Source organism: Verrucomicrobiales bacterium (assembly GCA_016793885.1).
Lineage (GTDB): Bacteria > Verrucomicrobiota > Verrucomicrobiia > Limisphaerales > UBA11320 > UBA11320.
Window position 1 is genome coordinate 11509 of sequence record JAEUHE010000203.1, and the last position, 12818, is coordinate 24326.

The window sequence follows — 12818 nt, forward strand, 5'->3', positions numbered from 1 at the left end:
TCAACCCCTCATGCAACCCATGCTGGTCCAACACTTTTTGGAACACTCGGCCGAGCGGTTCCCTGAGAAGACGGCGCTGGTCTGTGAAGGCCGCCGATGGACCTATCGTCAGATGGATGACTTGGCCAATCGCGTGGCCAACAGTCTGATCGGCCTAGGGGTGAAGCGCGGAGATCGGGTAGGCATTTGCCTGCGCAACTCGGCGGAAGCCGTTGCGTCCATTTTCGGCATTCTCAAGGCCGGTGGGGTCTTTGTCCCCGTGAACGCCACGATCAAACGGGACAAGCTGGAATACATTCTCAATAACTGCCAAGCCACCGCCCTCATTTTCGACAGCCGGACCTCCGCCAAGCTGACCCTGGCGGCAGACTCCACCACGGTGACCTCCTTGAAGGGGGGACTGGTGACCGGTCCGGAGGAAGGAACGCTGACGCGCTGGGGACGGCCCGTGCAACCTTGGTCGAGCCTCGAAGCGGCCCTGCCCTCGACGCGACCGAAACCGCAGAACATCGATGTCGATCTCGCCTGCCTCATCTACACCTCGGGAACTACCGGGGATGCCAAGGGCGTGATGAGCGACCACAGCAACATGGTGTTTGCCTCCGGCTCCATCATGGAATACCTGGGCATGCGATCGGACGATGTGATCATCAACGTCCTTCCGCTTTCCTTTGACTACGGACTCTACCAACTTCTGATGACTTTCCGAGCCGGCGGGACGCTGGTGCTGGAAAACTCGTTCGCTTACCCTGCCGCCATCCTGAACCTCCTGGTGAAGGAAAAGGTCACCGGATTCCCGGGTGTTCCCACGTTGTTTGAGATCCTGCTCCGGCTCGACTTGAGCGCCTACGATCTGTCGTCGCTTCGCTTTCTGACCAACACCGCCGCAGCCCTTCCGCCGAGTCGTGTTCTAGACCTGCGGAACCGCTTTCCACAAGCGCGGGTGTTCTCGATGTATGGACTGACCGAGACCAAACGAACGCTTTATCTACCCCCGGAGTGGCTCGACGCCAAACCGGGCTCGGTGGGCATCGCCATTCCCGGGACCGAAGTCTGGATCGAAGACGAGGCCGGAAATCGCCTCGGGCCAGGCCAGACCGGCGAGCTGGTGGCCCGTGGTCGACATGTGATGCGTGGCTACTGGCAGGCGGAGGAAGCCACCGCACGTCGTTTCCCTCCCGGCCGCACGCCGGGAGAACGGGTCTGCCGCACGGGAGATCTGTTCCGCATGGATGAGGACGGATGCTGCTATTTCGTCGCCCGCAAGGACGACGTCATCAAGAGCCGAGGAGAGAAAGTCGCACCGAAAGAAGTGGAGAACGTCATCTACGCCCTGCCCGGTGTGCGCGAGGTCGCGGTCGTGGGAGTCCCCGACCCGATCCTCGGGCAGGCGGTAAAGGCGCTCGTGGTGAGCGAATCGAAGGACCTCACCGCCGCGTCCGTCCTGGCTCATTGTCGCGCCCATCTCGAAGACTTCATGGTCCCCAAACTGGTCGAGTTCAGGGAATCCCTACCCAAGACCGAGTCGGGCAAGATCGCCCGAAAGGAGTTGGTCTAATGTGCGGGATTGCCGGAGCCTTCAACATTCGCGAGCAGGAAGCTCCGACGGAGGAGTTAATCCGCGGCATGCTGGGCGCGATCCGGCATCGGGGCCCGGACCAGTTTGGGATCCTGTTGAACAAAACCGCCGCACTGGGCAGTGCGCGCTTGAGCATCATCGACCTGAGTCACGGCCGACAGCCGATCTCCAACGAAGACAAAACGCTCTGGATCGTTTACAACGGGGAGGTCTTCAACTATCTCGAACTCCGAACCGAACTTGAAGCCAAGGGCCACGTCTTTACCACCCACACCGACACCGAGGTGATCCTTCACCTCTATGAACAGTATGGGGAGGCCTGCCTTTCGCGACTGAACGGACAGTTCGCCATCGCCATTCTCGATACCCGCAACCGCCGCCTCTTCCTGGCGCGCGATCGGGTGGGGGTGCGGCCGGTCTACCACACGCTCGTCAACGGCCGCCTGCTTTTTGGATCCGAGATCAAGGAGCTGTTCATCGATCCCGCCGTGCGACGGGCGCTCAAGCCAAAGGTGCTCGAGGAGATCTTCGTGTATTGGTGTCCCAGCTCGGCCCAGTCACTTTTCGAAGGCATCGAGGAATTACCGCCGGGTTGCTACTTGGTGGCCGATCAACGTGGTGTCCGTATCGAACGTTGGTGGGATTTCGCGTTCACATCGGCCAAGGATCTCCCGCCCGCCGCTCGAGAAAGAACGGCCGAGGGATGGGCTGAAATGCTCCGCGATCGGTTGACGGAGGCGACCAAACTTCGCTTGCGCGCGGATGTCACGGTCGGAGCCTACCTCAGTGGCGGACTCGACTCCTCGGTCATCAGCGCCCTGGTGACTCAGATCCATCCATCTCAGCTCAACACGTTCTCCATCAGCTTCACCAATCCGGATTATGACGAGCGCGCCTTCCAGGTGGAAGTGGCCCGAGCTCTGAACACCAACCACACCGCAGTGGAGATCGACCATCCGGACATTGGGAACGCGTTCCCCGCAGTGATCTGGCATTGTGAGTCGGCCCTCACTCGAACCTCGCCGGTTCCGCTCTTTTTGCTCTCGAAAGCAGTCCGGTCAGCCGGAATCAAAGTCGTCCTGACGGGAGAAGGTGCCGACGAGTTCCTAGGTGGCTACGATATTTTCAAGGAGAACAAAATCCGCCGCTTCTGGGCGCGGGTCCCCGACTCCAAATGGCGGCATCGGCTGCTCGGTCGGCTCTATGAGGACATTCCCGGGATTACCAAGCTGAGCACCGCCTACCTGGCTCGCTTCTTTGAGGAAGGTCTCACCGAGACGGGACTGCCTTACTATTCCCACTTGGTTCGATGGCGAAACAATCAGCGTTGCTGTCGATTCTTCTCCTCGTCGCTACAGCAGCGGCTCAACACGGAGAAGTTTCGACTCTGGGACACGCTCATCCCCCCCAGAGGATTCTCCAGCTGGAGCCCGCTAGAACAAGCGCAGCACTGGGAGATCAAACTCTTCCTGTCGCGCTACCTGCTCTCGAGTCAGGGAGATCGGGTCGGCATGGCGCACTCGATCGAAGGGCGGTTCCCCTTCCTGGATCGCGATGTTCTCGAACTGTGCGCTCAGATGCCCAGCCATCTCAAGCTGCGTGGTCTCACGGAGAAATTCATCCTGCGGAAGGCGCTCGGACACTTGGTTCCTCCGATCATCGCCCAACGGCCGAAGCGACCGTACCGCGCCCCGATCCATCGCAGCTTCTTTCACGAGAAGACCCCCAGCTATGTGCGTGAACTATTGTCTCCGGAAGCGATCGATGCCGCCGGATGGTTCAACGCCGGGGCCGTGAGCCAACTCGTCGCTCGAGTGGATAGCGGCCGACCGCTCGGCGAAACCGACGACATGGCCCTCGCAGGAATCCTGTCAACCCAACTCGTCCACGAACAGTTCATCCACCGCTTCCAACCCCCACCCCCGTTGTCTGAGAAGGAAGATGTGGCGGTGATTAAGACGGTGAACGATTTGAGGTAGGGCGAGATTCCACTCGAGCCCTGATAAGCCCATGGACATCAAATGGGATAGGGCCGCGTCGAGGAGAGCCAAGAGGGTGACGATCATCCAAAGCCCCTCGCGGAGATGCCCAATTTCCATGGTCGGCCTGGGGCCATCGTGGGCTCGAGCGGAGTCTCGCCCTACCCCGTGACGTCACTAAGGTAGGGCGAGACTCCGTCGAGCCCTGATAAGGCCATGGACATCAAATGGGATAGGGCCACGTCGAGGAGAGCCCACATGGCGGGAAGAAAAAAAAAGGGGCGATCTTTCTTCAAGATCGCCCCCAAAATCCGTCGGAAATCCCGACGCCAAACTCAGCCCTTCGGCAGCAGCTCGCTGACGAGGCTCTTCTCGTCCGTCAGTTCTTTCACCGTCGCGTCAATCTTGCCACGGCTGAACTCATTGATGGGCAGGCCTTGAACGATTTCCCAGGTCTTGCCGTTCGTGCGGATGGGGAAGGAGCTGATCAGCCCCTTCTCGACGCCATAGCTGCCGTCCGAGCAAACGCAAACGCTGGTCCAATCGCCTTCCTTGGTCGGTTCAACCAAGGAACGGACCGTGTCCACCACCGCGTTGGCGGCGCTGGCAGCGCTGCTGGCTCCGCGCGCCTTGATGATGGCAGCGCCGCGTTGTTGCACCGTGGCGATGAAGTCGCCGTGCAGCCACTCATGATGTCCGATCACGTCGGTCACCGGACGGCCATGGATGCGGGCGTTGTAGAAATCAGGATATTGAGTGGCCGAGTGATTGCCCCAAACCGCCAGGTTGGTCACCGCAGTGGTGTCCACGCTCGCCTTCTTGGCCAATTGGGACTTCGCCCGATTCTCATCCAAGCGAGTCATCGCGAAGAAACGATCCCGGGGGATGCTGGGCGCGTTGTTCATCGCGATCAGGCAGTTGGTGTTGCAGGGATTTCCCACCACCAAGATCCGGACGTCGCTCGCGGCGTTACGGGCAATGGCCTGGCCCTGGCCGATGAAGATCTTGCCGTTGATGCCGAGCAGGTCCTTGCGTTCCATCCCCTGTTTGCGAGGAACGCTACCCACCAGGAGGGCCCAATTGACACCCTTGAAGCCTTCATTCAGGTCGGCGGTGGCGACGACGCCCTTCAGCAAGGGAAAGGCGCAATCATCCAGCTCCATCACCACACCCTGCAGGGCGGGCAAGGCAGGTTCAATTTCGATCAGATGCAGGATGACGGGCTGGTTCGGCCCGAACATGGCACCCGAAGCGATGCGAAAAAGCAGTGAGTAACCGATTTGGCCGGCAGCGCCGGTAACTGCGACACGAATTGGAGTGTGGCTCATAAAAATTTATGGAGTCGGATTATGTGAGCCGGGCTCCGGCGAAGCAAGAGGGAACCTGAGCCTAGGATTCTAATTGCCAAAATCGGCCTATTCCGTTGGTGTAGATCGCATCAAGACTCATGAAGATGCGCAAACTTAAGCCGAAACAAGCATACCTCATCGCCAACGGAGACCTCCGACTCGCCGCCAACCAAAAATGCTGGTCTGAGCAGTCGAAAATGGAAGCCACCCTGACCCAGGCCTTCCGCAAGGAGGGATGGAAACTCATCCGCGCCCATGGCTATGACGCCAAGCTCAAGCATGGCTTCATTGACTCCCAAAAACGCGGGCTTGAGGTCTTCCGCGACATCGATCCGGATGCCCCGCTGGTCGTGGCCGAATCGGTCTGGCAGTACAGCCAACATGTTCTCCCCGGCCTCTATACCCACCGCGGTCCGATTCTTACGGTCGCCAACTGGAGCGGCACCTGGCCGGGACTGGTCGGCATGTTGAACCTGAATGGCTCGCTGACCAAAATGGGCGTGGCCTACAGCACCCTCTGGAGCGAAAATTTTACCGATGGTTTTTTCCGCAACGGCCTGCGCGAATGGCTGAGCTCCGGAGCCGTGTCGCATGATCAAAGCCATGTGCATCCGCTGGACCTGGTAAAAATCCCCGAGAAAGACGCCTCCATCGGACGCGACTTCGCCCGCCGATTCCGCGCCGAGAAGGCAATTCTTGGAGTGTTCGACGAAGGGTGCATGGGCATGCACAATGCCATCATTCCGGATGAACTACTCAACCCCACCGGCGTCTTCAAAGAACGCTTGAGCCAATCGTCGCTCTACGCCGCGATACAGCAAGTAACCGACTCTGAAGCCAAGGAGGTGCTCGCCTGGTATCGCAAGAAGGGAGTGAACTTCCAGCTCGGCACGGACGAGGAAACCGAACTCACCGAAAATCAGGTTCTACAGCAGTGCAAGATGTACATCGCGGCCGTGCGGCTGGCCGATGACTTCGGCTGCGCCTCCATCGGCATCCAATATCAACAGGGACTCAAGGATCTGACCCCAGCCAGCGACCTGGTCGAAGGCACGCTCAACAATGCCGACCGCCCTCCGGTGAAATCCCTCCGCACCGGCAAGGTGTTGTTCGCCGGTGAAGCCCTTCCCCACTTCAACGAAGTGGATGAGTGCGCGGGTCTGGATGGGTTGCTCACCTATCGCCTCTGGCGCGAACTTGGCTTCGCTCCGGAAAACACGCTGCATGATCTACGATGGGGACAGCACTACAAGGGCGCGGGAGTGGATGACTATGTCTGGGTGTTCCTGATCTCGGGCGCCGCGCCGCCGGCTCACTTCAACGGCGGCTGGCGAGGTGCTAGCAGCGAGCGGCAACCGGCCATGTATTTCCGCCTGGGCGGAGGAACCCTCAAGGGTATCTCCAAGCGCGGTCACATTGTGTGGAGCCGCATTTTCATCAAGGACGGACGTCTCTGCGCCGATGTGGGCGTCGCCCGCATTGTCGACCTGCCCGAGGCCGAAACCGAACGCCGCTGGCGCGAGACCACGCCACAATGGCCAATCATGCATGCCGTGCTGGACGGCGTCAGCCGTGACCAGATGATGGCGCGTCACAAATCAAACCACATCCAGGTGGTCTACGCCCCCAATGCCGCCGAGGCCCAGCGGGGCGCGCGCATCAAGGCAGCAGCACTCACTGAACTAGGGCTTCAGGTGGCGCTCTGCGGCTCGGTCAATCTGGCGTAGACTCTCCTCCTGCTCGTCATGAACACGCGACTCCGATGCTCCCTGGCCCGCATCTTGCCGATCCTGCTGATCACCGTGACCAGCGGGTGCAGCGAACCGTCGTCGCCAGCCCCGACCAAACCGAAACCGACGACAACCTCCCCTGCTACCCCCGCTCCGCAGACTCTCAACGGACCGCTCAATCACGCCCAGCCCAAGCTGCCAACGGTCAAACTCTGGCTCGGACCCATCGAACTGGAAACCGAGGTAGCCTCGCGTCCGGTCGAGATCATGACCGGCATGATGTTCCGGGAAAAAATGGAGGACACCGAAGGCATGATCTTTGTCCTGCCGGGCACTCCCCGTAAGGCTTCCTTCTACATGAAGAACACCAAGGTCCCGCTCTCCTGCGCTTACATCGACATGTCCGGCCGTATCCTGGAAATCCACGACCTGAAACCTTTCGACGAGACTCCGGTCGAATCCACGGCAGACGCCATCTCCTTCGTCCTCGAAGTGCCCCAAGGCTGGTTCACGCGACACAAGATCGAGGTCGGCACCTTGATTCGCAGTGACCGAGGGTCACTCCGAGAGACCTTCTACGGAAAATGAAAGCACTCCTCCTCGCCGCCGCCGTTCTGTCGCTCGGTTATTCAGCTCCAACGGCCGAGTCGCAATCGACCGCCACCACCAGCTTCAAAGCTGGATTCGCAGAACGCGACATCACTCCGGACATCGGAATGGAAGCGCCGGGAGGGTATGGAAAAGACTACCACCGCAGCTTTCACGATCCGTGCAAGGCGCGGGCCGTGGTCTTCGACGACGGCAAGCAGCGGGTGGCGATGGTGGGCGTTGATATCTTGTTCGTCACCCGCCAACTCACCAAGGACGTGCGGGCCGACATCCAAAGCCGCTGCGGGATCCGGGGCGAAAACGTCATGATTGCCGCCTCCCACTCCCATTCCTCCGGCCCCATCGGCATGAGCGAGCCCGGTGACTTCGACAACGCCTCGCCGCTCGTGCGCGACCTGGTGACCAACAAATCCATCGTCTCAGACCCGGGCTACACCCAACGGCTACGACGCCAGATCGTCGACGCCGTGGTCGCAGCCAATGAACGTCGGGTTGACGCCAAGCTCGCGGCCGGGTTCGGTCACGAGGACAAGGTTTCCTACAACCGTCGCCTGCGGATGAAAGGTGGACTCACCTTCTCACACCCCGGCGCAGGCAACCCCGAGGTGATCGGCTATGCCGGTCCTATCGATCCGCAAGTGGGGGTCATCGGGGTCTGGGATCTGAAGAGCCGCCTGCTGGGAGTCGTGGTTAACTTCGCCTGCCACGCCACCACCAGTCCCGGGGGCATCTCGGCCAGCTGGATTGGTTCGATGGAGCAGACGTTGCGGGGCGCCACTCAAAACCCAGCCCTGTCGATGGTGTTCTTGCAGGGTGCCTGCGGGGACATCACTCAGGTCGACAACTTGACCCAGTTCCAGAATCCGGCGCCGGAAGAATGGTGGGAGATGGTGGGCGGCCGTATCGGCGCCGAAGCCTTCAAAACACTTCTGCTGATCCGACGAGGTGCCGGGACTAACATCCCCATCGATATCCGCCACAAGACCTGGAACATCAAACGGCGGCTCCCCACGCCGGAAAAAGTTCGGTTGGCCACCGAACTCGTCCAGAAGGAGCCACGTGAGGTCGGAGATACCGAATGGACCTTTGCCAAAGAGACCGTGACCTTGGATGCCATGGCCAAAGCTCGCCCCGAGGTCGAGGTGGAAGTCCAAGCCATCCAGGTCGGCCCCGTCGTCATGGTTTCCAACCCCGCCGAGTATTTCGTGCAGTACGGATTGGACATCAAGAAGGGCAGCAAGTTCCCCTTCACCTTTCCCGTCGAGCTCGCCAACGGCATCGTTGGTTATGTTCCTACCGAGGAAGCGATGGGCCCCAATGGTGGCGGGTATGAGACCCGACTCACCGCTTACAGCAATCTAGAGGTCGGCGCGGGACGCGCCATCGCCAATACCGGCATCGAATTGGCCAACCAGATGACCCCAGGTCCAATCCCGTTGCCACCCCCCGCCCCTCCCTTCCGCGCCCCCTGGAGCTATGGCAACAAGCCTCCCGAGCTGAAGTAGTGAAGTGGGGGCGGATCCCGACTCCGTCGGGTCCCGAAAAGCTGTAGAGGGCTACAGCACTCCAAAAGGCATGGCCATCTCGCGAAGCGTCTTGGAGTGCGGTAGCCCTCTACCGCTTTTGCCCCCCCGACGGAGTCGGGATCCCCACTTCCCCACTCCCAGAAGCCGAACTCCAACTCCCAATTTCGTATTGAGTTTCCCGCGGATCTTCCCCCACTCTAACCCCTTGCTTTGGGCCGGGCATCGATGGTGTTGTGCCGCCTGCGAACGAGGGTTCGACAGGGGGAAACCTCGATCCGACGGAGCCCCAGGCCCTTGAAACGATTGATCCATTCCACCATGTCGATACTGAATCTGAAACCTGCCGGCACCTATCGTTGGGACATGATCGCCCTCGGTGAAATCATGCTTCGCCTGGACCCCGGCGAAGGACGCATCCGCGTCGCGCGTGAATTCAAAGTCTGGGAGGGCGGCGGCGAATACAATGTCGCCCGCGGCCTCCGTCGCTGCTTTGGCCTCAAGACGGCCGTCTGCACCGCCTTCGCCGATAACGATGTCGGCCGCCTGCTCGAAGACTTTGTCCTTCAGGGCGGCGTCGCCACGGATTTCGTGCTCTGGAAACCATTCGACGGTGTGGGCCGGGTGACCCGCAACGGTCTGAACTTCACCGAACGCGGCTTCGGCGCCCGTGGCGCGGTGGGTATTCCCGACCGTGGCAACACCGCGGCCAGCCAGCTCAAGCCCGGGGACTTCAACTGGGACGAGATCTTCGGCAAGCAAGGCGTTCGCTGGCTGCATACCGGCGGTATCTTTGCCGCGCTCAGCGAATCCACCGCTGCTCTGGTGGAAGAAGCCGTTCAAGCTGCCAAGAAATACGGCACCATCGTTTCCTACGACCTCAACTATCGCCCCAGCCTCTGGAAGAGCATCGGCGGCCTAAAAAAGGCTCAGGAGGTCAACAAGCGCATCGCCAAGTATGTCGATGTGATGATCGGCAACGAAGAGGACTTCACCGCCTCGCTCGGCTTCCATGTCGAAGGCGCCGATGAAAACCTCCTGCACATCGACGTCTCGGCCTTCAAGAAGATGATCGAGGCCGCGGTGAAGGAATATCCGAACTTCAAGGTGGTCGCGACCACCCTGCGCGCCGCCAAGACTGCCACCATCAATGATTGGGGTGCGATCTGCTACGCCAACGGCAAGTTCTTCCAAGCCATCCAACGCAACGATCTCGAGATCCTCGATCGCGTGGGCGGCGGCGACAGCTTCGCCTCCGGCCTCGTGTATGGCCTGCTCACGTCGGACGATGGACAGAAGGCGGTCGACTACGGCGCAGCGCACGGCGCCCTCGCCATGACGACCCCGGGCGACACCTCCATGGCTTCCAAGGACGAAGTGGAGAAGCTCATGAAGGGTGGCGGCGCTCGCGTTCAGCGCTGACCTGACCTGAACGAAGATGGTTTCAAGACAGGCGCATCCGAGCCCTCTGGGGATCGGATGCGCCTTTTTATTTGTGAACACCGCAGAGACGGGAAGGACGCAGAGAAGACCAAATCCAGATGAGGTCGACTAGGGGAGCACGAGCGCCCTATGGACTGCGGTGGCACGACACCGCTGTTCCTTCACGCCGCCTCAGCCCCTCCCACGCGCGCGTTCACCTGTAACAGCCCCTTCGCCACTCCGCCGCGTGCAGGAAAAGCGGAGACGTGTCTCCGCAGTCCATAGAGCCCACCCCTTCGCACGCCTTAAACACCTCCTCACCTTCCGTGTGATCCCCGTGATCCGTGGGCCACCACTTCGGCTTCCCTCAGACCTCCGCCGGCTCTTCGTTGCGGAGCACTTCGAAGTAGGGACGATTTCGCAAGGCTTCCCCGTTGGCCCCATTGCGTCGAGCCGCGGGCGACGCGAGCAAGGTGCGATAATTCGCCAAGGCCAACAATGGCCAGGTGTTGCGATACATGTCGTACTTCAAATAGAACACGCGCGGAAACCCAGTTCCGGTGGTCTCGGCCTCGGTCCAGGATCCGTCGAGATTCTGCGATCGCAGCAAATACTCGATCCCACGCTTGATGCTCGGCCGGTGCGGATCGCCGAACGCGATCAGGCCCATCAGCGCCCAGGCTGTCTGCGACGCCGTGCTGGGGCCCTGCCCCTTGTGCACCGGGTCGTCGTAGGTGTTGCACCGCTCGCCCCATCCGCCGTCCGGACGTTGCACCGATTCCAGCCAATCCCGCGCCTTAAGCAGCCAGGGCTTGTTCATGTTGAGCTTCATCGCCGCCAGGCCGCGCAACACCTGCCAGGTCCCGTAGATGTAGTTCACACCCCATCGACCATACCACGAGCCATCGGCCTCCTGTTGGCTGCGCACATACTCCAAACCCTTGCGCACCTGAGGATGATCAATCGAGTATCCTTCCTGGCCCAGCAATTCCAGAATCCGGGCGGTGATGTCCGCACACTCCGGATCCAGCATCGCGTTGTGATCCGCGAAAGGAACCTTCTCCAAAATGCTCTTGGTGCAATCTTTGTCGAACGCCGCCCACCCGCCGTCCTTGCATTGAAACGCCATGGTCCATTTCAACCCGCGTTTGAAGCACTCGTCGCGGCGCTGCGGATTGTCGGTAGGGATCTTGCGCAACGCCAACAACACCATAGCGGTGTCATCCACATCGGGATTCCACTTGTTGTTGTATTCAAAAACCCACCCGCTGGGTTCCACTTTCGTCGGGTTCTTGTGATACCAATCACCACGGAAACGGATCTCACGATCCATCATCCATTCGGTGGCCCGCTTCATTACGGGATGGTTACCCGGAATGCCCGATTCATGAAGACAGATCAGCGTGATCGCCGTGTCCCAAACGGGAGAGAAACAGGGCTCGATCCGGACGGTATCCTCCGTCTCATGCTCGAGCTTCTTCAACTCGTGCTCAGCTCGGCGAACCTGCGGATGATCATCGGCATAGCCCAAAGCCTTCAACGCGATGAGCGCGTTCAGCATCGCGGGAAAAATCGCTGCCAAGCCGTCGGATCCTTCAAACCGTTCCAACATCCAGGCCTCGGCCTTTTTCAGCGCCTGTTTCCGGAAGGGATGCAAACCGGCCTTGACCCAGAGTTCCGCGAACTTGTGCAGCTTGTCCAAACGTAGGAAGAAGTTGCGCCAGGTGAAGAACTGGGGATCGCGAGGGAGCGCCAGGTCACGCTCATGGAAGCCCTCGGGATACAACTCATCCAGGGTCACATGGCACGGACGCGTCGGCTTGAAATGGTTGATGATGGCCAACGGAACCAGCATGGCGCGGCTCCAGTTGCTCATATCCCAAAAATTCACATGGAACCACTTCCCAATGAGCAACACCTCGCACGGAATGGTGGGAACGTATTTCCAGGGATACAACCCAATCAGGGCCAGGTAGAGCTTCGAGAAGGTGTTCATCCGTGGAACCCCGCCCAAGCTGCGCGCCATCTCCCGCGCTTTCAACATCCTTGGGTCCGTCACCGGAACACCCGCGAGCTTCAAGGCCAGATAGGCTTTGATCGTGGCGTTCACTTCGGTCGGACCGCCATAGTAGATATTCCACCCGCCATCGGGCAGCTGCATCGAAAAGATGTGGTTGACCGCCTTACGCTGCCACTCGACGTCGACCTTCCCGTTCCAGTGGTGATAGGCTATCGTGTCGGAGACCAAGGTGGAATCCACCATGAGCTCACCCACCCAGAACCCGTCGGGTTTAACTTCGCCGAGCAGAAAGTTTTGGGATCGGGAGATTCCCGATTCCAAGCGAGCATACTGTTCTCGAGCGATCTGTTGTTCAGTGGCACTCGGCTGATCACTCGGAAGCCGACCCTTTTGCGCTGTTGTCACTGGCACCCTTGAATTATGAGGGATCCGCCCCCCAATGTGTAAAGTGTTTTTAGGGGTGCAAAACCCTCTCTCACGTCCCTGCAACTCAGAGGCCAACTTGGCGGAATGACGGCCCTAGACCGCAACCTCAAGCATCACCGCTCCGTGCTTTGGAACAATCCGGCCCAAAACCCAAGGCCTGACGCCTCTCCTGACACCAAAT

At 60.1% G+C, this 12818-nt stretch carries 8 protein-coding genes; 6 read left to right on the plus strand and 2 right to left on the minus strand.

The window, feature by feature from the left end; genetic code table 11:
* The first annotated feature begins 10 nt into the window (after positions 1-10).
* Positions 11-1558, plus strand: coding sequence for an AMP-binding protein (locus tag JNN07_23295; GenBank protein MBL9170677.1), 1548 nt, complete (start codon positions 11-13; stop codon positions 1556-1558).
* A complete protein-coding gene (asnB, locus tag JNN07_23300; protein MBL9170678.1) occupies positions 1558-3558 on the plus strand; it encodes an asparagine synthase (glutamine-hydrolyzing) in 2001 nt (666 codons plus the stop codon). The genes JNN07_23295 and asnB overlap by 1 nt, the downstream gene beginning before the upstream one ends.
* Before the next feature lie 335 nt (positions 3559-3893).
* On the opposite strand, the gene JNN07_23305 is transcribed toward asnB, so the two are convergent.
* Positions 3894-4886 (minus strand): malate dehydrogenase, encoded by a 993-nt coding sequence (locus JNN07_23305; GenBank protein MBL9170679.1) that lies wholly within the window; start codon positions 4884-4886, stop codon positions 3894-3896.
* 119 nt (positions 4887-5005) lie between these two features.
* On the opposite strand from JNN07_23305, the gene JNN07_23310 reads away from it, so the two are divergent.
* The 4 genes from JNN07_23310 (at position 5006) to JNN07_23325 (ending at position 10191) form a co-directional block, all read left to right on the plus strand.
* Positions 5006-6634, plus strand: a complete 1629-nt coding sequence (locus JNN07_23310; GenBank protein ID MBL9170680.1) for a fucose isomerase — start codon at positions 5006-5008, stop codon at positions 6632-6634.
* An 18-nt stretch (positions 6635-6652) separates the two neighbouring features.
* On the plus strand, positions 6653-7225 hold the full coding sequence (locus JNN07_23315) for a DUF192 domain-containing protein (protein MBL9170681.1): 573 nt from the start codon (positions 6653-6655) through the stop codon (positions 7223-7225).
* The gene (locus JNN07_23320; GenBank protein ID MBL9170682.1) at positions 7222-8751 is read left to right on the plus strand and encodes a hypothetical protein; all 1530 of its coding nucleotides are present in this window, start codon (positions 7222-7224) and stop codon (positions 8749-8751) included. The genes JNN07_23315 and JNN07_23320 overlap by 4 nt, the downstream gene beginning before the upstream one ends.
* Positions 8752-9090: 339 nt before the next feature.
* Positions 9091-10191: a sugar kinase gene (locus JNN07_23325; protein MBL9170683.1), complete on the plus strand. Its 1101-nt coding sequence runs from the start codon at positions 9091-9093 to the stop codon at positions 10189-10191.
* Between the two features lie 367 nt (positions 10192-10558).
* On the opposite strand, the gene shc is transcribed toward JNN07_23325, so the two are convergent.
* Positions 10559-12556: a squalene--hopene cyclase gene (shc, locus tag JNN07_23330; protein MBL9170684.1), complete on the minus strand. Its 1998-nt coding sequence runs from the start codon at positions 12554-12556 to the stop codon at positions 10559-10561.
* Positions 12557-12818 lie beyond the last annotated feature (262 nt).